Below are 20,755 nucleotides of genomic sequence, written 5' to 3'. Positions count from 1 at the left end.
ACAGTAGGGAGGATGCCATGTTGAATGTTGTGACGATTGCGAGAGAGTACGGCAGTGGAGGCTCTGAGGTCGGTCGCCGTGTAGCAGAGTTGCTCGGCTGGAAGTTCCTCGACAAGCAGATCATCGAGCGCGTCGCCGCCATGGGAAAGGTCGACAGGAAGTGGGCTGAGCAGGCGGATGAGCAATGTGTGGCTTGGTGGGAACGCGTACTCGCCGGATTCAAGCATGGTGGCCCTGAGGTGTACGTTGGCGGTGTGGCCGACACGGGCGTGGATCGCGACTCCCTGCAGCAGTTTACCGCCCGCGTGATTGAAGAGGCAGGGAAGGCGGGCAAGTGCGTGATCGTGGGTCGTAGCTCGCAATGTGTATTGCGCAGGAACCCTCATGCTTTGCACGTCATGATCTACGCTCCGTTGATGGAAAAACTTGAGCGAATGAAGACGCGCCACCCCCACGAAAAGGACCTTCAGGGTGTTCTGCGCCGCATGGATGCAGAGCGCGCTCGCTACACAGAGGACTATTATGGCTGCACTGTGACCGACCGCTGCCTCTATCACATGTTCCTGAACAGTACGATCGGTATCGACACCTGTGCTGAGCTGGTCGCGAACACCGTGAAACTCTCAGCCAAAGAGCAGGTCGGAGAAATGGCTGTTTAGAACTTGCGGTCGTAATCGACGCGTTCGTCGATTCGCATTTGATTCAGAATAGTTGTAGAAAACTCGTTTGCCTCGGGCGCGCCTCTCTTTAGAGTGCATTCTTAAATCTCGGTCCAGCACACGATAATGCGTCGTCTTTGGGAATAAACACTTACCCTCCTCGGTTCTCCTCTCCACGCGTGGTCACGCGCGTAGCAGAGGAGAGGCTAAATGCGACGCTTAAACAGTCAGAACGGCAAGCTTCCAGGAGCAGAAAAAGTGGAATCCTCAGACGGCATCGACCGCAGGGGATTTCTGGAATGCATGGCGTGGGCTGGAACCGGAATCCTGTGGAGTTTTGCCGGCGGGGTGCCTATTTCCAGCGTTTTTGGAGCTACCACGCCACGACAGAGGCCGGCAGATTTCAACTTCATTCAGATCAGTGACAGCCACATCGGATTCAACAAGCCAGCTAATACCGACGTCACGGCCACACTGCAGAAGGCCGTTGAGAGAATAAACTCCGTCTCAACGTCCCCGGATTTCCTGATCCACACTGGGGACCTGTCGCACACTTCAAAAGCCACTGAGTTCGACACCATGGACCAAGTGCTCTCGGCGACCAAGAAGAGCATCTTCTACGTTCCCGGCGAACACGACACCTCGGTTGATGATGGCAAGCTTTACATGCAGCGATACGGCAAGGGTACGGCCGGAAATGGTTGGTACAGTTTCGATCACAAGGGCGTGCATTTTGTCGGATTGGTGAATGTTGTCCAACTTGAAGGAATGGGCAAGCTAGGCGCCGATCAGCTCGCGTGGCTGAAGAACGATGTAGCTGATCTTGGCAGCAGCATACCCGTTGTCCTGTTCGCACACATCCCGTTGTGGGCCGTGTATCCGGATTGGGGCTGGGGAACAGCCGACAGCGAACAAGCGCTCGCGATTCTGAAGCGCTTCGGTTCGCTCACAGTTCTGAATGGCCACATTCACCAAGTCATGCAGAAGGTCGAGGGAAACGTAAGTTTCCATACGGCCATGTCCACGGCCTTTCCTCAACCTGCTCCGGGTACAGCGCCCTCGCCGGGGCCGATGAAGGTCCCCGCAGAGAAGCTGCAAAGCGTATTAGGCCTGACAAATGTTCATTTCGTTCCGCAGAGGAGCCAATTGGCGGTTGTAGATTCCACTCTGGCGGGTGGTGCGGAGGCGGCGAAGGCCGGCTCAGAGTAGATGCATATGCCGATGGGAAAACGACTGCTAGGAACGACTGTTTGGATCGGCGCAGGTGTGCTTCCGCTCGCTGTCGCGGCGCTCTCGATGGTGCACCCGTGGGGAGACCTGCGCTCGCGAACTGCAGCCAAAGATACTGTGTTGGAGGGTGCGTCAGCGCCCGATGAAGTTCGTCAACTCGTCGCGCGGAAGTGCGGTGATTGCCATTCGGACGGCACGCAGTGGCCACTCTATAGCCGGATCGCCCCTGCGTCGTGGCTCGTGGAACACGATGTCCACGAAGGACGTAAACACCTCGACCTCTCGCGCTGGAGCCATTACCCCATCGATCACCAAATCGACTTGCTGTCGAAGATCGCAAGCCAGGTTCGCGATGGAAAAATGCCGCTCAGGCAATACGTTCTACTGCACCCCGCAGCCCGACTCACTGAGCCAGAACAGAAGTTAGTTCAGCGCTGGGTAAAACAAGAACGAAAGCGCCTTCTCAATCAGGAACCGCATTGAATTGGAGCAACCGATGAACCGATCTTTTCGCGTGAATATGCGAGCAGTTGGACTGTGCACGCTGGTGGCAGCGTCGATGCTCATGACTCTTTCCGGCATGAGCCAAACCACGGCAGATGCGGATAGAGGTAAGCAGTTATTTGAAAAGCGCTGCACGGGGTGTCATTCGCTCGAGCGCAACAAGGAAGGACCACGGTTGGGCGATGTGTTTGGCCGGCAGGTAGGAACAGCGCCGGGCTTCGATTATTCCGCAGGAATGAAATCGGCGGGGTTCGCGTGGGATGAAGCGCGGTTAGACCGCTGGTTGACGGATACTGACTCTGTTGTCGCCGATAACAAAATGGATTTCCACATTCCGAAGGCGGACGAACGGGCAGATATCATTCACTATCTCAAGCTTCTATCCTCCCAGAAGAGTGCGACAAACACTACCAATCGCTAGCTGTCATCAGCGACGATTCGCGTCTTTGATCAATGTGCTTAGTGCATGGACATCAGACGCCGGAGCGTCGCTGATTACGTAATATCGCAGGCCACCTTCACTCCAGCTTTCAATGTGAAATTCGAGTCGCGTCGCGCTAGGCATTGCGAGCAGCGGAAATTTCGCTTGCGAGTCGCGAAAGATAAAGACGGACAGGTAATGCTTGCGGATCGTGAACAGCAGCTGTGCCCCGGGGTTGTGCTGAAAATATGTCACGCGCCCACCGTCGAGCGTGTAGGGCGAGTTTTGCAACTCCGGAAGATTGAATGTGAAAGGAAGCTTGCCAGCAAACCACGGCTTCACTGTGTGCCGATCCGAGGAAACTACATCCACCGGATTAGTGCTTGCCAGATTGGCGACGTGCAGGTCAGCAATCTCCGTGAATGCGCGTTCGCGTTGGGATCGGAGATTGAAGAACATGATAGAGGCGATCAGAAGTATAGCGAGAGCCGCAGCAGGGACTAGCTTGGGCAAGGCAAACGGGAGCCACGAGGCTTTGTGTCGACCACGAATACTCTGTTCGAGGCGAGTTCTGAACTCTGGCGATGGTACATATCGAGTGGCTGCCGTTCGCACCATGTTTTTCATCTGCAACATTCTGAGAGCCTGGGCCGAACACTCGGCACAGTTCCGTATGTGAAACTCCAGGTTCGCTGATTCATCCGCAGGGAGTTCCTTATCGACATACGGTTCCAGTTTGCTGCACGCCTCTTCGCAGGTCATTGCTGTGTACCTCGTGAGACGCCACGAAGCCCGACATCTTTGAGCATCCCTCGGATTGCCTTTCTTGCGCGCGACAGGCGGGACATAACGGTTCCAATCGGTATCCCCAAAGTTTCAGAAATCTCCTGGTAGCTCAACTCCTCCATGTCGCAAAGCAAAATCACTTCACGATAGGGCACCGAAAGTGTTTCAAGCGCATGTTGGATCGTCTGCTGATCGAGGCTGGCCAAAAAAATCGATTCCGGTGTCGTGCTGGTAGCCGGTTCCGTATGCTCGCGTTCATCATCGTCGAGCGACAGCGGGGCTGCCTGCAAGCCGGTCCGCGACGTTAGAAACGCGTTGCGCAAAATTCGGTACATCCATGCGCGGAAGTTTGTTCCTTGCTTGAATGAATCGAATCCCTTGAGAGCTTTCATACACGTTTCCTGCAGCAGGTCCTCAGCCTCACTGCGATCGTGCGTAAGCCAGTGGGCAAAGTTATAGAGCCGCGGCAAGAGCGGCATCACGAGTTCTTCAAACGATCCGGAATCGTTGCGAGTTTCAGCCACAGCTCAATGTACGTAACTCAGGAATCTTGAATTTATTCCCAGAAAGTTGCGGTCTCACGATGAACGTCGTAGGGCCTCCAGAAGTAAATGCACCATCGGCGAGCCAAGACCGGTGCAGGCGTTCCACCCCGGTCCTGCCTTGTAGAAACCGTTGTCGCCCTCCGTGATATCACGCAGCGGTCTGCGACGTTCGGTGGCAGCTCCGGGACTGCAGAGCTTGTAGAATAGAGGGTTGATGAATCCTGCCCGCACACCGAGTTGTGAGTTTACGCAGGCCACCAGCGCGGCCCAGAGAGGGGCTACGGCGCTCGTTCCTGCCGATGAGCATACCTCTCCACCGACGACGATCTCGCATCCGCAATGCGGATCTGCCGGACCAGACACATCCGGAACGCCTCGCCCACTCCTCCCCTTTGGACTTTTCGGCACCTTTGAATTCATCTGCCATTTGGGCAGCTCAAATCTCTGGCTCACTCCGCCCCCACTTGCACCGTGAATACCGTGCAGGGCGCAATTCCACACTCTCTCGCTGATGTTCGTACCCACAACGCGTTCAACTGTACTGCCTCCACAGCCAAGCACATGAGGACTACTGGAAGGGAAGTTCACAGTGGGTTGGTCGTCAGTCGATCCGTTCATCGCACCTTCGTCGCCAGATGACGTGCACACGGTTACGCCCAACATCGCAGCGTCCTGCAGTACTTCGTCAATGCTGTGCAGGTAAGCGCGGGAGACATTCGTTTCGGGCTCTCCCCAGCTAATCGAGATTGCCGCGGGCAACGAATGTTTCTCGCTTAGGGCCCGGCGCAGTGCATTGTATATCCCCTGTTCATCTGGAGGAGCCATGTACACCACAATCTCAGCGCCAGGAGCGAACGCAGCGGCGAGTTCGATGTCCATTGTCATTTCGATCGTGCACTGTGCTGCCGCAAGTACATCCTTGGAGACTTCGGAGAGTTTGCGTTTCCCGGCGGTGACTTCCAGCAGCTTTCGAATGCGATCCTTCGGGGCTGGCGAGTTCTTTGCGCCTTTGATCTCGATGCATCGGATCGGAGGCGTAGCTCGGTTTAGGCTCTGGAAAAATCGATGCAGGTCCTCTTCGTGATATCCGCCACCAAGCTCAACCAGAGCTATCGTCTGCCCCGTCGCACTCACGCTGGCTGGAAACCCGTAGGCCCGGGCCATTTCACTTACTGTCCAGAAGGGTGAAGTCGTGTGTCTGTGATGTTGCACTCTTGAACGCCGTGCACAAGGTCGAGTGTTGAGTCCAAGCACGCTCTGCACAATATCGCCCAGTTCTTGCGGGACGCTGACCGAACCTTCGAGCGAGCGATAACTTCCGCTGGCATGCTGCATGTGTACCAACGTGACATCGAATGCGCGTTCGATATCGCGAGCGCTGCCGCTGACCACCATCGCCCGGCTGTGAGAATCAGTGCTAGTCACGCGCAAGCCGTGCTCACTCGCGAATCGCTGTACTAATTCGATGTCAGACCTGAGTGCTCCGTGCGCACGCGTCAGTGATTCGTGCGTAAGGTGACTGCGGAGATGTAGCGGTTCAGTGCTCAACTCAGAGTGGAGGTCTGGCAGTTCGTTTCTGCGCCGCAGTATAACCGTAACCTCTAGTTGTGAACTGGGGTCGATGCCGCCCGACTTGCGCTCTCCCGCCACCGGCATGTGCGCATGGCTATGCAATTCAGTCCGCTGCGGACTAGATGTGCGTGCCCAATCCATCTCTATACCTCAAAGGCTTCCCATTGTTCACGCGTGGTCTGCATCAATTCAGCGAATGCGGATTCGCTACGTAGGTTTTCGAGGAATGGATCAAGGTGGTGGAGTAGCGGGAAGTTGATGAAGCCACGATTGACAGCAGTCGTCAGCCACTCCATCGCCGCCTGCTGCTGATTGAGCATGGCAAGTGCTTGCGCAGTAATCCAGGCGTAGTTCAGGTCTGCTGCTGCGGCAGTTTTCAGGTCCTCATCGAGGCACTTGAGAGCGGCATCCTTGTCCCCCTTCAGCGCGTAGGCGTAGAAGGTACCGAGCTGTGAGAAGAAGTTGCCAGGACAATCTGTTGCAAGCTGTTCCAGCGCGGAGATCGCCTCTGCTTTGCGCCCGTTCAGAGCAAGGATTTGCCCGCGAGCCAATCGCAACATCGCGTTCTGTGGATCGCTCTGCAATGCGCGTTCGAAAGGTGCTAACGCCCTGCCAAATTCTCCGGAGAGCATGGCGACAATGCCAGGCACCATATGCCACATGGTTGTCAGCGGATCGATATCAATCAATCTTTGCGCCATCGCAGTCACGGCATACCCTTTACCGCACAGACTACAAATTGCGCAGAGCCAGCTCAAAGTATCTGGATCGTTCGGGTTCTTCTCCAGTGACTTCTTCAGCAGCCGGACGGCCTCTTGTGTCTTTCCTTGCGCAGCTGCGATCAGCCCAAGCAGACGAACTCCATGCCCCGAGTTTTGATCGAGTTGCAATATGCGCTGCGCACAACGTTCTGCAATTTCGAGATGCTCCGGACTGGTTGAGATTCCTGCGTTCACAAATTGCCAATGAACTTGCCCTACGGAGGAGAGCAGTAGCACGTTCTCTCCGATAATCTTTTCACCCTGATCGAGATAGTCGAGAGCTCGCTTCAATCCTTCGCGCGAGTAGGAAAGGATCTCCTGCTTAGCCTTCAGGTAGAACTCATACGCGCGAATATCCTGAATCGGTTTCTCCGCGATACGTAGAGATTCGGTCGGACTCAGCTTGACCTTCAATGCCTCCACGATCTTTCGCGACAGGTTCTCCTGTATCGCGAAGACATCCTCAAGCGTGCCCGAAAACTTTTCAGCCCAGATCAGCGAGTCGGTTGCAGGATTGATCAACTTCGCAGTGACCCGAAGAGTGTTGCCGCTTGTGCGTACGGCGCCTTCCATCACGTACTGCACCTTCAAGTCGGAGGCAAGTTTCTTCAAATCGTCTGTCGTGCCTTTCAAGCGCATAGCAGACGTTCGGCAAATCACGCGAAGGTTCGACACGGTTGATAAATCGGTGATGACTTCGTCGAAGAGACCTTCGCTGAAAACCTCCCCCTGTCCGTCAGAGCCGAGCACCGAGAACGGTAGTACAACGATCGATTTCTCTGGGGGCGCACTTGCTGCCACGGCAATGGAGCTTGATGATCCAGATGACGGTTGCACGCCCGTAAGCCGGTCGAGATCGAGAATGAACTCCTCGGCACTCTGATACCGATCTGCTCGATGCTTTGCCAGAGCGCGCAATAACGTTGTATGAACTGTGGCGGGAAGTTCGGGGCGATAAACCAGGATGGGCGGTGCTTGGTCGTTCATGATCGAGTGCATTACTGCGTAGTTGTTCGCACCCGTGAATGGCGGACGGCCCGCAAGCATTTCGAAGAAGACGACGCCCGAAGACCAGATGTCAGCCCGATGATCTGCTTGCTGTCCGCGCAACAGTTCGGGTGGCACATATGAGACTGTGCCCAGCAACGCGTCTGTTTCGGTCAGGGAGTCCGTCGAGTCCGTTATCTTAGCCAGCCCAAAATCGACGATTTTCACCTCTCCGCTGGCAGTCAGTACAACGTTCGAAGGCTTGATGTCCCGATGGATCACTCCGCGTTCGTGTGCGTGTTTCAAGCCGCACAGAATGCTGCGCGTGATCGCTGCTGCGGATTCCAATTGTAGAGGCCCACGCTGAATCCGCGAGGCTAATGTCTCGCCGTCATAGTAGGCCATGACGAGCACGATCTGACCATCATCGGTCTCCTCGATTTCGTGAATCGTGCAGATGTTCGGATGATCAAGGCTCGATGCTGCACGAGCTTCGCGCAGCAATCGCTCGCGGCGGGTCTGATCTCGAAGGAGGTGACTCGGGAGAAACTTCAGAGCGACCATTCGTCGAAGTCGCACGTCTTCGGCCTTGCACACTACTCCCATCCCGCCGCGGCCCAATTCGCCGAGGACCCGGTAATGTGCAATGGTGCTTTCAGTCAATCAAGCTCCTCCTGCCGAGGAAGTCAGCACAGCTTTGGCTTGGATCTCATCGAAAATGCGGACCAGACCATCGGCGGTTCCGTATGCGCTTCTTGCAATCAGCGCCTCCTGCTTTGCATCCAGAGGCAGTGACGTTATCGTGCAGCGCAATTGCCGTAGGTGCTCAATGTCATCAGCGGCATGTTGTCGCAGACAACGGAAGACTTCCGGCGGATGTCCGGTGAGCAATTGAATTTCGTCCAGGTGTTCGGGAACTGGTGGATTGCCTTCGATTGCCGCAAGGTATCCGAAGATTGCAGCCGGATGCGCATGCCGTATCCAGAAGTACTGTGCGCCGACAAGCGACGCGATGGCGGTGTCGGCCCAGCGGTTCGTAACCATGTGGCGGCTAATGCCACTTGCAACGAGATCCTCCAGCAGCCACTCGTCATGGTGCGCTTCTTCTTGAATGTGTTCTTTGAGATATGCAGCGGTAATAGCAGCAAGCGGATCGCGTGAGCTCAGTTCCAATGCGCGAGCGTGTGCCGAGCGCATCAACGGAACACTGCAGCTAACCAGCCAGTAGAGCTCCACCAGAAAAGCGGGGAACAGTTTTCGTATCTCGCGAGAACTCCAAAACTGCTTAGCTGCGGTGTTCAGCATCTCCTGCGCGAGAGTGATCTTTAGCCACAACATCGAGCCGAGCGAAGCAGGCGTTTGCTCGATCCGAACGCGTGATGTCTGTGCGGAGGACGGCATTGAGGCGTTGTTCATGGGCCACCATCCTGAAGCAGGCTGAAGTACTCTCAGCGTGCGTGCTACACAATGAAATTTGGCCGAATGTGATGTCGGCCTTCGGCTGAGGGGCCCATTTTCTTGCGAAGCCGAATCAGGATCTCGATCTCTTCGTCGTCGATCTTTTCGATCATTGCAAGTTCTTCGGCATTGAAATGTTTGCGCTCGAGGATTCCCGCATCCTCGAGCTTCTTCAGCTTTGCTTGTGCGTCGGCCAATTCGAAACCTCCTGTCTGTCGAAAAAGATTCCGTATGCATGGATGAACAGCGTTGCAATTAGGAGAGAGTTAAATCGATACAAGCTCAGCAGTTCTTCGGCTTTCCGAATCCTGAGACTACCGGGTACACGGATACTGTCGGGAGTAATCTGCTCCCGAGGTGGTGTGTTATATGTCACCCCGGCAAGTGATGTCAACTTTGATCGCGCGCCGAAGTTTCTCCCCGTCACCTTAGGATTAAGGCGCAAGCGCTTTTTGGTATCAAGGTTTTGGTTATGGTCGGAATTTGCAGTACTTGTTGCCGACTGTGGCGTATTCTCGACATCCATATCTGTTAGCCGTTGAATCCAGTTTGCAAGGCACATCTTCATGCGCATCAGCGGAGTCGCGACAGCGTACCCGAAACATTGCTTCAGCCAAAAAGAGATCGCAGAGGCATTGCAGTCGCAGTGGGATGAGAAGGTGCCCAACCCCGGCGACCTGAGCCGCATGTTGTCGCGTGTGGGAGTCGAGCAGCGGCACCTCGTGCTCCCGCTTGATTGTTATTTGCCGCTGGATACATGGGGGAAGGCCAACAATCAGTGGATCGAGGCAGCAGAGGAGTTGGCCGAGAAAGCTTTGCTCGACGCAGTGGCAGACGCAGGTCTGAAGTTGGAGAACATTGGCGCCATCTTCTTCGTGTCCGTGACCGGCATCGCAAGTCCTTCCATTGATGCGCGCCTTATCAACCGAATCAAGCTGCCGCTGAACGTGAAACGTATTCCAATTTTCGGCTTAGGCTGCGTCGCAGGTGCTGCAGGAATTGCACGCGCTGCAGATTACGTACGCGCTTTCCCCCAACAAGCGGCCGCACTGATCTCCGTGGAACTGTGCTCGCTGACTTGGCAGCGCGACGATATGTCAGTCGCAAATCTCATCTCGTCTGCGTTGTTCGGCGATGGCGCAGCGGCAGTAATCGTTACTGGTGCGGAGTTGAACTCTGTAGGGCCGCAGGTTCTCGCGACTCGCTCGTCGTTTTATCCCAATACCGAAGACGTGATGGGGTGGGATATTTCGGAGAAGGGCTTTCGGATCGTGCTCTCACCCAAAGTTCCTGACATGGTGTTTGAGCATCTCGCGCATGACGTCTGCACGTTTCTCAGAGACAACGGACTATCAAAGGACGACGTTCATAGCTGGATCATGCACACTGGCGGTCCCAAGGTGCTGGCCGCAACATCAGCCGCCTTGCAACTGCCCCGGGGTGCTCTGGATGCATCGTGGGAAGCACTGCGCAAAGTGGGCAACTTGTCTTCTGCATCCGTGCTTGTGGTACTCAACAGCTTCATGCGCGAGCGGCGTCCGCCCGAGGGTAGCTATTCGATTCTTGCCGCCATGGGGCCCGGTTTCTGCGCCGAGCTTGTGCTGCTTCGCTGGTAGGAGATGAGCGATTGCAATTGGATTCGAGCACGGACGTCTTTATCGTTGGCGGAGGTCCGGCGGGGCTCGCCGTTGCGATAGCTGCGGCCCAGCGGGGCTTCTCTGTGATGCTAGCCGACAGTGCTCGTCCACCAATTGACAAGGCTTGCGGCGAAGGCATCATGCCCGACGGACTGCTCGCCCTTCGTGAGCTAGGCGTTGACTTAAGCCTCGTTGAATCGGCTCCATTCGAAGGCATTCGCTTCATTGATGCGGCGGGCGAGACCTTTGCGCGGTTCCAGCAAGGCACGGGACTGGCATTGAAACGCACCATTCTGCATCAGGCACTTACCAGCAGAGCAGGAAGTGTGGGTGTCACACTACGCTGGGGTGAGCGCGTGACCTCTGCGGAACTGGGCCGCGTAACGGTGGCTGACAAGGTCGTGCGTAGCCGGTTTGTGGTGTGTGCCGATGGGCAGAATTCTAAGCTGCGCGAGATGGCTGGTCTCGGCGCGGGCAAGTTGTATAGACGGCGATACGGCTTTCGCTACCACTATAAGGTCGTGCCGTGGTCTTCGTTTGTTGAAGTGCATTGGGCCAATTGCGGGCAAGTTTACGTGACACCGGTAACCGCCGATGAAATCAGTGCCACATTGATCACGACCGGCCAGCACTTGCGTCTGGAAGATGTTCTGCCGTCATTCCCAAAGCTGTACAAGCATCTCTCTGGCCGGCAACCGTGTGATCGTTCGATGGGTGCCGTCACAGCCACTCGCAAGCTCAACGCGGTCGTTTCTGAGAAGGTCGCTCTCATTGGCGATGCATCGGGTTCGCCCGACGCCATAACCGGCGATGGACTCAGTTTGGCGTTCCAGCAAGCGATCGCATTGGCCGATGCAATGTCTTCAGGGGATTTTGCCCAGTATCAATCGACCCACCAGAGGCTAAGCCGACTGCCGCGCCTTATGGGCGAGTTGATGCTCTTGATGGACGATCATCCCTGGCTGCGGACGCGGGTATTTTATGCATTCACGAAATCACCTCAGATATTTGGCAGATTGTTGGCCATGCACACCAGGAACATCTCTCCGTTGCAAGTTGGCGCCAGGGATCTCCTCGCGTTTGGTTGGACTGTGCTTACGGCGTGAGTTTGGTTTCGCCCACGAAGAAAGGCCCGGACGCATCCGGGCCTCAGAAGAGATTCGCACTTACTCGCTACTGTAGTAATCCACCGCAACCGGACTCTCGAAAAGTGAGTAGTCGCGCGTGACCACCGTGATGCCACTTTCAGTAACGAAATATTTCTGCCGGTCGGCTTCCGTGTCGTATCCGATCACTGTTCCTTCGGGCAGGTGAACGTCTCGATCGATGATCGCCTTGCGAATGCGGCAGTGACGGCCGACATTCACGTGGCTGAAGATGATGCTCGAATCCACTTCGCAATACGAGTTGATGCGCACGTCAGGCGACAGCACGCTTCTCCGGACGGTACCGCCCGAGATGATGCTTCCCTGGCTGATAACCGAGTCGATGGCCAATCCCGTGCGGCCCGGCTCGGCAAAGACGAACTTTGCCGGGGGATACTGGCGCTGGTAGCCGCGAATAGGCCAACTCTGGTCGTAAAGATTGAATACCGGATTCACCGCCGCCAGATCGATGTTCGCGTCGTAGTAAGCTTCGAGAGTTCCCACGTCGCGCCAGTACAGAGCCTCTTTCCGGTTCTCGTCGATGAAGTTGTACGAGTAAACCTTGTAGTCGTCCACCATCTTGGGAAGGATGTTGTAACCAAAGTCGTGACGCGACTCGGGATCCTCAGCATCTTTGAGCAGGGCGGGAATCAGTACGTCTGTGTTGAACAGGTAAATGCCCATCGACGCCGAGATCTTCGTCGGATCATAAGGAGAGCGTAAATCCGTCTTTTTCGGCTTCTCCTGGAACCCTGTGACGCGTCCATCCTGAGCCAGTTCCACAACTCCGAAGCTGCGCGACTCGCTGGGATCGATCAGGATCGTTGCCAGCGTGACGTCGGCACCTGACTGGCAGTGCTGCTCCAGCATCAACTCGTAATTCATCTTGTAGATGTGATCGCCCGAGAGGATCAATACGTATTTCGAGCGCTCACTGCCGATGGAGTAGATGTTTTGGTAAACAGCGTCTGCCGTGCCCTTGTACCAGTCTTCGCTGACGCGCTTCATCGGAGGCAGAATTTCGATGAACTCACCCAACTCGCTGGCCACCACGGTCCAGGCTTCACGGATGTGACGGTTCAGAGATAACGCCTTGTATTGCGTGAGGATGTAGACACGCCGCAAGTTGGAATTAATGCAGTTTGAGAGCGTGACATCAATAATGCGGTATATACCGCCAAAAGTAACCGCAGGCTTTGCTCGGTCGCGGGTAAGCGGATAAAGGCGCTCGCCTGCCCCGCCAGCTAGTAAAACTCCCAGAGTGTCCTTCATCGTCTATCCTGACTGAAGAGTTTTCGACTGAAGAGTGCCCGAACTGCAGCACAGGAACGCTGCGCGCGGAACCACGTGAACGACAACAGAGGATGGTAGCACAGGACCCATCCTCGGTTGGCAGTTGAGATGTTAGATGTTCACATGTCGGAAGGCGCGCTAGGCGGCTTTTTCGTCGCGCCCTGGTTTGGGATCGACGGAGATCCTGAGCGATTTCAGGAAACGAGCGTCCTGGGGACTCATCTTCAGTTCCGGTTCACCTTGGGACGGTGCTGCAAGGGGAGTTTCAGATTCTCGTTTGTTGAAACCTACCGTGGCCTCTAGAACCACGAAAATGTCATAACCGTCAGTCTTGATACGAGAAATGACTTCGGCGATCTGCTCGGAGTCGGAAATAGAGTCGTTTATAGCTTCTCCGAGCTGCTTCATGAGCCTTTCTAGTTTTTGATCCACAATGAGTCTCCCGTTGAAGGCCCTACGTTTCCCTTAGATGCCATTAGCGGCGGCATAAGTTTTTTGCGGCACAATTGGGCACATTCAGGGCAAAACAGTCGAAACAGGCGTTTGTTATGAATGCAATCTGCCGAACCCATGCCCGTGGGCGTTACAATACGAAACATGAGCGATGCACAGCCTCGTGCGAGACGATCCTCGCTCGGCGCCCTCTTGGGTGCCGGGGCGGGAACCGCCTTCCGGCAACTGCGTGGTACTCCGGGCCGGAACAAGCGCGTTTTTCGCGGGGTCCGTTCGGGTGCGGCTGCTTTTCTTTCGTCCGTACTGGGCACGCTTAGAGTGTTGTTTCTGGAAGTTAGCGGATTTATATTCCTGTGCTTTTCCGTAATTATCGTTAGCGCCTTTCTCCATGAATACAAGAAATTTGCGGCCCACGAGGCAGGACCGGAGCGAGTGGTGCTCGCTGGAGTAATTGGCGCTATGTTTCTCTATTTTGGATTGAGCTCCTTCTGGCGGGCACGCCGGAAGCGCTCCAGAATTTAAGCCTTGAGGCCGGCCAATGTCTGAAAAAGCAGCGACTAAGAAGCCAGATAAAGTTTTTGAAACTACATCCCACATCGTAGTGAACCCTTATTACACCCCAGCCGACTTGGCTGACTTCAACTACGAGCAGGAACTAAGCGCGCCGGGTGGCTTCCCCTATACCCGCGGCGTACAGCCCACCATGTATCGTGGGCGCCTTTGGACCATGCGTCAGTATGCTGGCATGGGCGATGCCGAAGAGAGCAACAAGCGCTATCGCTTCCTGCTCAGCCAAGGCACCATGGGCCTGTCTGTTGCGTTCGATCTTCCGACCCAGATTGGTTATGACAGCGACAGCCCGTTCGCTCTCGGCGAAGTGGGCAAAGTCGGTGTGGCCATCGACAACATCGAGGACATGCAGCGTTTGTTCGACAGCATCGATCTGGAGAAGGTTTCCACTTCGATGACGATCAACTCGTCGGCAGCGGTTCTGCTCTCGCTGTACATCGCAGTTGCGAAGCGCAATGGCTTCGACCCGAAGAAGCTGAGCGGCACGATTCAGAATGACGTGCTGAAGGAATACGTCGCTCGCGGTACCTACATCTACCCGCCGAAGTCCGCGATGCGCTTGATTACCGACATCTTCGCTTATTGCAACCAGAACGTGCCTGAATGGAACACGATTTCCATCAGCGGTTACCACATGCGCGAAGCTGGTTCGACCGCCGTTCAGGAAGTCGCATTCACGTTGGCCGACGGTATCACCTACGTGCAGGCCGCAGTTGATGCCGGACTGGATGTCAACAAGTTCGCTCCGCGCCTCTCATTCTTCTTCGCTTGCCACAATAACTTCCTCGAAGAGATCGCGAAGTTCCGTGCGGCACGCCGTATGTGGGCAAAGATCATGCGCGAGCGCTTTGGCGCAACCGCCCCGAAGGCCCTGATGCTGCGCTTCCACACCCAGACTGGTGGATCCACTCTGACTGCCCAGCAGCCCCAGAACAACATCGTTCGTACGGCTCTGCAGGCGTTGGCCGCGGTTCTCGGTGGTACCCAGTCGCTGCACACCAACTCGTTTGACGAAGCTCTGGCGCTGCCGACCGAAGATTCAGCCCGCATCGCGTTGCGCACGCAGCAGATCATCGGATATGAAAGCGGCGTAACTGCGGCGATCGATCCCGTGGCTGGCTCCTACTACATCGAAACGCTGACAAGCGAAATCGAAAAGCGCGCCTCTGAATACATTGGCAAGATCGATACGATGGGTGGAATGCTGAAAGCCATTGAACGCGGCTTCGTGCAGCAAGAAATCCAGAACTCATCCTACGAGTATCAGAAAGCGGTCGATAGCAAGGAACAGATCGTGGTTGGTGTGAACTCTTACACCGTGGATCACGAGAAGCCGGTTCCGCTGCAGAAGATCGATCCTGAACTCGAGCGTCGTCAGGTGGAGCGCCTGCGTGCCTTCCGTGCGAAACGCGATCAGGCGGTTGTTGATGCTGCGGTTCGCGCCGTAGACGAGACTGCGCGCGGCGGCGGAAACATGATGCCGGTCATCGTGGACGCAGTGGAGAAGAATGCCACCCTCGGCGAAATTTGCGATGCAATGCGCAAGGTCTTCGGCGAGTACAAAGAAGTCATGGTTATCTGATCCACTCACAACGAAATACAGAAGGCGCGGAGCGATCCGCGCCTTTCCTTTCATGTAGTGCGCTACCGCCGATACGAAGTCGCTTCGGCGCATGGAATCTGTGCACCCACATCGTTGTAGCAGTCTCTTGCTGTTGGCCGGACTTGCCTCTGCTGTCCTTCTTTGCGCATCGTCATTGAAATCACAGTGCAGCGAATTTCTTTCGGGGTGTCCGCCGCACGTAGCAGAAGTTCGTTCTTCACCAGCCTTATCGAGACGTCCGTTCCAAGCTGAAGCAGAATTTGGCGGTTCGGACGAACGATGTAACTCACCCTCTCCGTGCGAAGCTCGTATTCCGTGCAATCCCCCGCGTTTGCATCGTCAGGAACCGTTTGCAACATCCCGGACAGGGCAGGGTTCACGATCACCGCTGTCGGTTCACACGAAACCTTGCGCATGGAATGTACGGTAGCGCTTTGGCCGGAGCCGGCGAACGCCGGAACCGCGCAGCAGAGCAGGACGAGGGCGCAAACGATCTTCATGGAGTCTCCAATAAAGTGTTATCGGCAGTGTTGGCGCGTACTTCAGTGAGAAGTTGAGAATTTGCGCCTTGACATTTGCGAGCGACTTCCTGTAGAAACGCAGAGTGATGCTGAGCGTTACTCTCATTCTTACGGCCATGGCCATGTGCATGCAGATGATGTGCATGCGTACAGCCGTGGGCGCACTTGAGAGTTCGCAAAAGCCTAGATAGACAGCCAAGCGATATCAGAGAGTTTCTAAACGACCCACGGCCCAGAGCCTGGGTCGTTTTCGTTTATACGAACAAATTTCCGAAATAGGAGTTCACGCGATGCCTGAGAACGAGAAGAAACATCAACTAGCCACAATCGCCGTTCACGGTGGACAGACTGCGGATAAGACCACGAAGGCACGCGCGGTGCCCATCTACCAGACCACGAGCTATGTGTTTGACGACAGCGATCACGCTGCGCGACTCTTCGGCTTGCAGGAGTTCGGAAACATCTACACCCGCATCATGAATCCCACCACCGACGTGTTCGAGAACCGCATTGCGGCCCTCGAAGGCGGCTTGGCGGGCTTGGCAACCGCCTCGGGACAGGCGGCTGAAACGTTGGTAGCAACCACGCTGGCCGGAGCCGGTGATGAGATCGTTTCGACTACCTCGCTCTACGGTGGCACCTACAATCTGTTCCACTACACGCTGCCGCGCCTGGGAATCACCGTTAAGTTCGTGGATGCAGATGATTTTGACGGGCTGCGCGCAGCGATCACCGACAAGACCAAGGCCCTCTACACCGAGACTCTCGGCAATCCCAAGCTCGATGTTGCCGATATAGAAACGCTGGCCAAGATCGCACATGAACACGGCATTCCGCTCGTCATCGATAACACTTCCGCATCGCCTGCGCTCACGCGACCGATCGAGTGGGGCGCTGACATCGTTCTCAATTCGGCTACTAAGTTCATCGGCGGACATGGCACAACGATTGGCGGAATCATTGTTGATGGTGGCAAGTTCGATTGGGCAGCCTCGCCCCGATTCAAGAAGGATTTCGTCGATCCTGACCCGAGCTATCACGGCATCAGCTACACCACGGCATTTGGAAACCTCGCTTTCATTCTGAAGGCTCGCGTACAGGGCTTGCGCGACACTGGCGCGGCGTTGTCACCTTTCAGCTCGTTCCTACTTTTGCAGGGAGCCGAAACCTTGCACCTCAGAATGGAGCGTCACTCCGAAAACGCGCTGAAGGTGGCCAACTACCTCGAGACGCATCCCGGCGTCGAGTGGGTCAATTACCCGGGTCTCGAATCCAGCAAGTACTACGCTCGTGCGAAGAAGTATCTGCCGAATGGACAGGGTGCGCTGCTGACGTTCGGTATCAAAGGCGGATACGAATCCGGTCGCAAGCTGATCGATTCTGTGAAGCTCTTCAGTCACGTTGCGAATATTGGCGATTCCAAGTCGCTCATCATTCATCCTGCCTCTACCACTCACCAACAACTGAGCACCGAGGAGCAGGCTGACACGGGCGTCACTCCAGAACTGGTTCGCTTGTCTATCGGAATCGAAGACGTGCGCGACATCATCCACGATCTGGCGCAGGCCATTGAAGCGGCCAACGGTACCAAGCACACGCAGCCCGAACCGGCTGGCCGGGGAACAGGAAAATAGCCATGGCTACCAACCATTTACGAAACCTGCACCTGACGCAAGGAACGGTCTCGATCACAAAGCTCCGTCCGTTTGAGCTCGAGAGTGGCCGGACCTTGCCGACCGTGAATCTGCGTTATGCGATTTACGGCGAGCCCAAGGAGGATTGCAGTAATGTCACGCTGGTCTGCCACGCGCTATCTGGATCCTCGCGGGTGGACCAGTGGTGGCCCGATCTGCTGACCCGTGTTTTCGACCTCGACCGCGAATGCGTGGTGTGTTTCAACGTGATCGGATCCTGCTACGGTTCAACCAGCGCGGCATCGCTCGATCCTGCAACTGGCCGTCCTTACGGGAGCAGCTTCCCGCAGGTCACGGTTCGCGATTGGGTACGCGCCGAAAAGCTCGGCCTGCAGGAACTAGGCATTCATCACCTGAAGACCGTCATCGGGCCTTCGATTGGTGGCATGCAGGCGCTGCAGTGGGCAGTGGAGTTTCCGGAATGGGTGGACCGCGTAATCGCCATGGGCACCACGCAGTTGAACGCTCTTGGGCTGGCGCTTAATCACCTGCAGCGTGAGGTGATTAAGCTCGATCCCGAGTGGCGCGGCGGCGACTACTATGACGGCCCCGGCCCGCGCACAGGTCTCGCTCAGGCGCGTGGCATCGCCATGACGACATATAAGTCTGCCGAACTCTTCCACGAGCGCCATGGTCGCAAGGCTGACCGCAAGGGAACTGCTCCCTGGGAATCGGAAGAGGGACGCTTCGACATCGCGGGCTATCTGGAATACCAGGGAAAAATCTTCTGGGAGCGTTTCGACGCCAACGCTTACCTCACCATCACCCGCGCCATGGATCTCTTCGATCCGCAGCGCGATTGGGACGGCCACGCATGGGAGAGAATTCGTGCCAAGGTGTTGCTGTTCGGTATTTCGAGCGATGTGCTGTTTCCTGAGAGCGATGTGCGTGCGTTCGCCGAGGAATTGCGCGCTGCAGGCGTTGATTGCCTGTATGAAGCGATCGTTTCATCGCATGGTCATGATTCTTTCCTCGCCGAGCCTGACAAGCTTATCCATTCACTGCGGGCATTCGTGAATCACCATGACGCGGCACTTGATTCATTTCGCGGCCTGGAACTCGGAGTAACTGAAGGAGTGCGCAATGGCGACCTTGCCTGAGACAGTACAAGAGAATCTAGTTGACGCTGTTGCTGTTCGTTTGTCCCCTGAAAAGCTTCTTCAGAACCGCGTTGCAATCGTGAGTGGCGGGTCGCGTGGCATTGGCCGCGCCATCGTGGAACGCTTCACCGAAGCCGGTGCGCAAGTGGTGTTCAACTACCTGCAGGCCGATCAGGCCGCCGAAGAAGTCTTAGACTTTGTGCACGCTACCGGCGGACAGGCACTCGCTGTCCGTGGTGACATCACCAGCGTGGAAACCTCCCAGCATCTTGTGCAGGAAGCGGTAAAGACCTACGGCAAGCTGGATATCGTTGTTGCAAACGCTGGCATCTGGGAAGGAGCGCCGATCGAGCAGCTCGATGAGAAGCTCTGGGATCGCGTGATCGATTCCAATCTGAAAGGCACCTGGGCAATCTGTCACGCCGCAGTTCCGGAACTAAAGCGCAGCAGTCGTGGAGCCATCACCATCATCAGTTCCACCGCTGGTCAACGCGGCGAGGCTGGATATAGCAATTACGCAGCGTCCAAGGGCGGACAGATCAGTTTCGCCAAATCACTCGCCACCGAGCTAGCACCGCACATTCGCGTGAACTGCGTCGCTCCCGGCTGGGTTGATACCGAGTTGAACAAATCCGAGTTCGAGCGCAGTGGACGCTATGACGAAATCGCACGCTCCATCCCGCTGCAGCGCGTCGCAACTCCTGATGACATCGCAAACCCTGTCGTCTTCCTGTCCTCCGACTGGGCACGCCACATCAGCGGCGAAGTTTTAAACGTGAACGGCGGATCGGTGCTCTGCGGGTAAGAATTGCTTTCTGACAACGGGGAAGCTGTGGTAAGAAGAAGAGCATGCGAACCAGAGCCGCATCAGTTCTCGTGCTTTTCTTCTTACTATGTTGCAGCATGCAGGGAAAAGATAAGAGGTTGGTTCTTACCTGGCCATCGGAGAAGCCACTAATTCAGGTTACGTTTGGCGATTTTGTGCAGGTAGGATTCTCCGGCGGCAAACCAAACTACTACTCTTTGGATCTTGAAGTCGAGAACATCAGCGACACCGTGTTCCCAACGTCCGACCTCACGCTCGTTTTTTACGACAAGGAAAACGCGATCGTAGGCAACGGATCCCTTTACATCGCTCAGAGGCTCGAACCCAGCCAGAAGGTGAAGCAGCAGATCAACTTCGTCGCCGCCGGAAAGCCAACACGTGTGGCGTTTGGCGTGAAGGACATCGCGGTTTCTCCAGATCACAAGCTTGCGGCGCACACTGTGTCGATGAGTTTTCGTTCGCTACCTTCGGGAGCAAATATCCAGATCGACAATCAATGGCTTGGCACCACTCCGAAGGTCTTACGTGTTCCTGAAGGATCGCATTTGCTCGTGCTGACGAGAGCAGGGTACACCACCGCGGAATATCCATTTGAGGTCCGTGCCGAGGACGCCAATGGTGGAGCAATCGAAATCGAGCTCTCAGCACCCAACGATATCCTGGAAATGCGCGACGGTACTACTGTCAGCGGTGATGTGGAAAGCGTGAGTTGGGAATCGGTTCGCGTAATTACAGCCGACAAGAAGACGGACTATCCTCGCAACCGAATCAAGCGGATCATCTTCGTACAGCGACAGCTTCCCGACAAGCCATCGGCCCCTGCGGTCGTGAAGTAGGTTCTGCAATTCTGGCTTGGTGACCGTTGCCACACAGCGCTGTGAGCAATGGCACGGTCAGGGCTAACGGCGTGTGTTGGCCGTTGACGAAAGTAGTTCCAGGACTTCTAATTTAATTTCCTTGTGAAAGATGTTTCGAACTAGTGTTTGGGGG

At 55.8% G+C, this 20,755-nt stretch carries 20 protein-coding genes and 1 pseudogene; 11 read left to right on the top strand and 10 right to left on the bottom strand.

Annotation, left to right across the window (positions count from 1 at the left end):
• Nucleotides 1-17: 17 nt before the first annotated feature.
• The 4 genes from AC6IZD_RS16495 (at nucleotide 18) to AC6IZD_RS16480 (ending at nucleotide 2,814) form a co-directional block, all read left to right on the top strand.
• Nucleotides 18-659 carry a cytidylate kinase-like family protein gene (locus AC6IZD_RS16495; RefSeq protein ID WP_497784560.1) on the top strand — a complete coding sequence of 214 codons (642 nt, stop codon included), beginning with the start codon at nucleotides 18-20 and terminating at the stop codon, nucleotides 657-659.
• A 210-nt stretch (nucleotides 660-869) separates the two neighbouring features.
• Nucleotides 870-1,868 (top strand): metallophosphoesterase family protein, encoded by a 999-nt coding sequence (locus AC6IZD_RS16490; RefSeq protein ID WP_497784559.1) that lies wholly within the window; start codon nucleotides 870-872, stop codon nucleotides 1,866-1,868.
• 6 nt (nucleotides 1,869-1,874) lie between these two features.
• The gene (locus AC6IZD_RS16485) at nucleotides 1,875-2,372 is read left to right on the top strand and encodes a heme-binding domain-containing protein (RefSeq protein ID WP_497784558.1); all 498 of its coding nucleotides are present in this window, start codon (nucleotides 1,875-1,877) and stop codon (nucleotides 2,370-2,372) included.
• A 13-nt stretch (nucleotides 2,373-2,385) separates the two neighbouring features.
• Nucleotides 2,386-2,814 (top strand): c-type cytochrome, encoded by a 429-nt coding sequence (locus AC6IZD_RS16480; RefSeq protein WP_497784557.1) that lies wholly within the window; start codon nucleotides 2,386-2,388, stop codon nucleotides 2,812-2,814.
• Between the two features lie 6 nt (nucleotides 2,815-2,820).
• Here the strand turns inward: AC6IZD_RS16480 and AC6IZD_RS16475 are convergent, their stop codons facing one another.
• From AC6IZD_RS16475 to AC6IZD_RS16445, 7 genes and pseudogenes are all read right to left on the bottom strand, one after another.
• Nucleotides 2,821-3,273 (bottom strand): hypothetical protein, encoded by a 453-nt coding sequence (locus AC6IZD_RS16475; protein ID WP_497787605.1) that lies wholly within the window; start codon nucleotides 3,271-3,273, stop codon nucleotides 2,821-2,823.
• Between the two features lie 207 nt (nucleotides 3,274-3,480).
• A pseudogene (locus AC6IZD_RS16470) lies at nucleotides 3,481-3,576 on the bottom strand (zf-HC2 domain-containing protein); the annotation flags it as partial.
• Nucleotides 3,573-4,124: a sigma-70 family RNA polymerase sigma factor gene (locus AC6IZD_RS16465; protein ID WP_497784555.1), complete on the bottom strand. Its 552-nt coding sequence runs from the start codon at nucleotides 4,122-4,124 to the stop codon at nucleotides 3,573-3,575. The gene AC6IZD_RS16465 and the pseudogene AC6IZD_RS16470, both read right to left, overlap by 4 nt.
• Before the next feature lie 54 nt (nucleotides 4,125-4,178).
• Nucleotides 4,179-5,858: a S53 family peptidase gene (locus tag AC6IZD_RS16460; protein WP_497784554.1), complete on the bottom strand. Its 1,680-nt coding sequence runs from the start codon at nucleotides 5,856-5,858 to the stop codon at nucleotides 4,179-4,181.
• 2 nt (nucleotides 5,859-5,860) lie between these two features.
• Entirely contained in the window at nucleotides 5,861-8,128 is a 2,268-nt protein-coding gene (locus AC6IZD_RS16455; RefSeq protein ID WP_497784553.1) for a protein kinase domain-containing protein, read from the bottom strand.
• Nucleotides 8,129-8,881, bottom strand: coding sequence for an iron-containing redox enzyme family protein (locus tag AC6IZD_RS16450; protein ID WP_497784552.1), 753 nt, complete (start codon nucleotides 8,879-8,881; stop codon nucleotides 8,129-8,131). It abuts the gene before it with no gap.
• Between the two features lie 44 nt (nucleotides 8,882-8,925).
• Nucleotides 8,926-9,120 carry a hypothetical protein gene (locus AC6IZD_RS16445; protein WP_497784551.1) on the bottom strand — a complete coding sequence of 65 codons (195 nt, stop codon included), beginning with the start codon at nucleotides 9,118-9,120 and terminating at the stop codon, nucleotides 8,926-8,928.
• Between the two features lie 369 nt (nucleotides 9,121-9,489).
• Here AC6IZD_RS16445 and AC6IZD_RS16440 point away from each other — a divergent pair, with 369 nt between their 5' ends.
• Nucleotides 9,490-10,539: a type III polyketide synthase gene (locus tag AC6IZD_RS16440; protein ID WP_497784549.1), complete on the top strand. Its 1,050-nt coding sequence runs from the start codon at nucleotides 9,490-9,492 to the stop codon at nucleotides 10,537-10,539.
• Between the two features lie 17 nt (nucleotides 10,540-10,556).
• A complete protein-coding gene (locus AC6IZD_RS16435) occupies nucleotides 10,557-11,666 on the top strand; it encodes an NAD(P)/FAD-dependent oxidoreductase (protein WP_497784547.1) in 1,110 nt (369 codons plus the stop codon).
• Nucleotides 11,667-11,726: 60 nt separating this feature from the next.
• On the opposite strand, the gene glgC is transcribed toward AC6IZD_RS16435, so the two are convergent.
• Both glgC and AC6IZD_RS16425 read right to left on the bottom strand, forming a co-directional pair.
• Nucleotides 11,727-12,977, bottom strand: coding sequence for a glucose-1-phosphate adenylyltransferase (gene glgC, locus AC6IZD_RS16430; protein ID WP_497784546.1), 1,251 nt, complete (start codon nucleotides 12,975-12,977; stop codon nucleotides 11,727-11,729).
• A gap of 159 nt (nucleotides 12,978-13,136) precedes the next feature.
• A complete protein-coding gene (locus AC6IZD_RS16425) occupies nucleotides 13,137-13,406 on the bottom strand; it encodes a hypothetical protein (protein WP_497784545.1) in 270 nt (89 codons plus the stop codon).
• A gap of 583 nt (nucleotides 13,407-13,989) precedes the next feature.
• Between AC6IZD_RS16425 and AC6IZD_RS16420 the strand changes: the two genes are divergently transcribed.
• Nucleotides 13,990-15,603 carry an acyl-CoA mutase large subunit family protein gene (locus AC6IZD_RS16420; protein ID WP_497784544.1) on the top strand — a complete coding sequence of 538 codons (1,614 nt, stop codon included), beginning with the start codon at nucleotides 13,990-13,992 and terminating at the stop codon, nucleotides 15,601-15,603.
• A 62-nt stretch (nucleotides 15,604-15,665) separates the two neighbouring features.
• Here the strand turns inward: AC6IZD_RS16420 and AC6IZD_RS16415 are convergent, their stop codons facing one another.
• Nucleotides 15,666-16,124: a hypothetical protein gene (locus AC6IZD_RS16415; protein ID WP_497784543.1), complete on the bottom strand. Its 459-nt coding sequence runs from the start codon at nucleotides 16,122-16,124 to the stop codon at nucleotides 15,666-15,668.
• 311 nt (nucleotides 16,125-16,435) lie between these two features.
• Here AC6IZD_RS16415 and AC6IZD_RS16410 point away from each other — a divergent pair, with 311 nt between their 5' ends.
• From AC6IZD_RS16410 to AC6IZD_RS16395, 4 genes are all read left to right on the top strand, one after another.
• Entirely contained in the window at nucleotides 16,436-17,779 is a 1,344-nt protein-coding gene (locus tag AC6IZD_RS16410; protein ID WP_497784541.1) for a homocysteine synthase, read from the top strand.
• Nucleotides 17,780-17,781: 2 nt separating this feature from the next.
• On the top strand, nucleotides 17,782-18,939 hold the full coding sequence (metX, locus tag AC6IZD_RS16405) for a homoserine O-acetyltransferase MetX (RefSeq protein WP_497784540.1): 1,158 nt from the start codon (nucleotides 17,782-17,784) through the stop codon (nucleotides 18,937-18,939).
• The gene (locus AC6IZD_RS16400; RefSeq protein WP_497784538.1) at nucleotides 18,923-19,744 is read left to right on the top strand and encodes an SDR family NAD(P)-dependent oxidoreductase; all 822 of its coding nucleotides are present in this window, start codon (nucleotides 18,923-18,925) and stop codon (nucleotides 19,742-19,744) included. Before metX ends, AC6IZD_RS16400 begins: the two co-directional genes overlap by 17 nt.
• A gap of 119 nt (nucleotides 19,745-19,863) precedes the next feature.
• Nucleotides 19,864-20,601: a PEGA domain-containing protein gene (locus tag AC6IZD_RS16395; RefSeq protein WP_497784536.1), complete on the top strand. Its 738-nt coding sequence runs from the start codon at nucleotides 19,864-19,866 to the stop codon at nucleotides 20,599-20,601.
• Nucleotides 20,602-20,755 lie beyond the last annotated feature (154 nt).

The organism is Koromonas humicola (genome assembly GCF_059726255.1).
Note: the sequence above shows the minus strand (reverse complement) of the source record. Positions and strands in the feature narration are given on the sequence as shown.

Bases quoted from the DNA above. Each gene is read 5' to 3' on its own strand.
- AC6IZD_RS16495 (WP_497784560.1), top strand. From the start codon at position 18: ATGTTGAATGTTGTGACGATTGCGAGAGAGTACGGCAGTGGAGGCTCT.
- AC6IZD_RS16490 (WP_497784559.1), top strand. From the start codon at position 870: ATGCGACGCTTAAACAGTCAGAACGGCAAGCTTCCAGGAGCAGAAAAA.
- AC6IZD_RS16485 (WP_497784558.1), top strand. From the start codon at position 1,875: ATGCCGATGGGAAAACGACTGCTAGGAACGACTGTTTGGATCGGCGCA.
- AC6IZD_RS16480 (WP_497784557.1), top strand. From the start codon at position 2,386: ATGAACCGATCTTTTCGCGTGAATATGCGAGCAGTTGGACTGTGCACG.
- AC6IZD_RS16475 (WP_497787605.1), bottom strand. From the start codon at position 3,273: ATGTTCTTCAATCTCCGATCCCAACGCGAACGCGCATTCACGGAGATT.
- AC6IZD_RS16460 (WP_497784554.1), bottom strand. From the start codon at position 5,858: ATGGATTGGGCACGCACATCTAGTCCGCAGCGGACTGAATTGCATAGC.
- AC6IZD_RS16450 (WP_497784552.1), bottom strand. From the start codon at position 8,881: ATGAACAACGCCTCAATGCCGTCCTCCGCACAGACATCACGCGTTCGG.
- AC6IZD_RS16440 (WP_497784549.1), top strand. From the start codon at position 9,490: ATGCGCATCAGCGGAGTCGCGACAGCGTACCCGAAACATTGCTTCAGC.
- glgC (WP_497784546.1), bottom strand. From the start codon at position 12,977: ATGAAGGACACTCTGGGAGTTTTACTAGCTGGCGGGGCAGGCGAGCGC.
- AC6IZD_RS16425 (WP_497784545.1), bottom strand. From the start codon at position 13,406: ATGAAGCAGCTCGGAGAAGCTATAAACGACTCTATTTCCGACTCCGAG.
- AC6IZD_RS16420 (WP_497784544.1), top strand. From the start codon at position 13,990: ATGTCTGAAAAAGCAGCGACTAAGAAGCCAGATAAAGTTTTTGAAACT.
- AC6IZD_RS16415 (WP_497784543.1), bottom strand. From the start codon at position 16,124: ATGAAGATCGTTTGCGCCCTCGTCCTGCTCTGCTGCGCGGTTCCGGCG.
- AC6IZD_RS16410 (WP_497784541.1), top strand. From the start codon at position 16,436: ATGCCTGAGAACGAGAAGAAACATCAACTAGCCACAATCGCCGTTCAC.
- metX (WP_497784540.1), top strand. From the start codon at position 17,782: ATGGCTACCAACCATTTACGAAACCTGCACCTGACGCAAGGAACGGTC.
- AC6IZD_RS16400 (WP_497784538.1), top strand. From the start codon at position 18,923: ATGGCGACCTTGCCTGAGACAGTACAAGAGAATCTAGTTGACGCTGTT.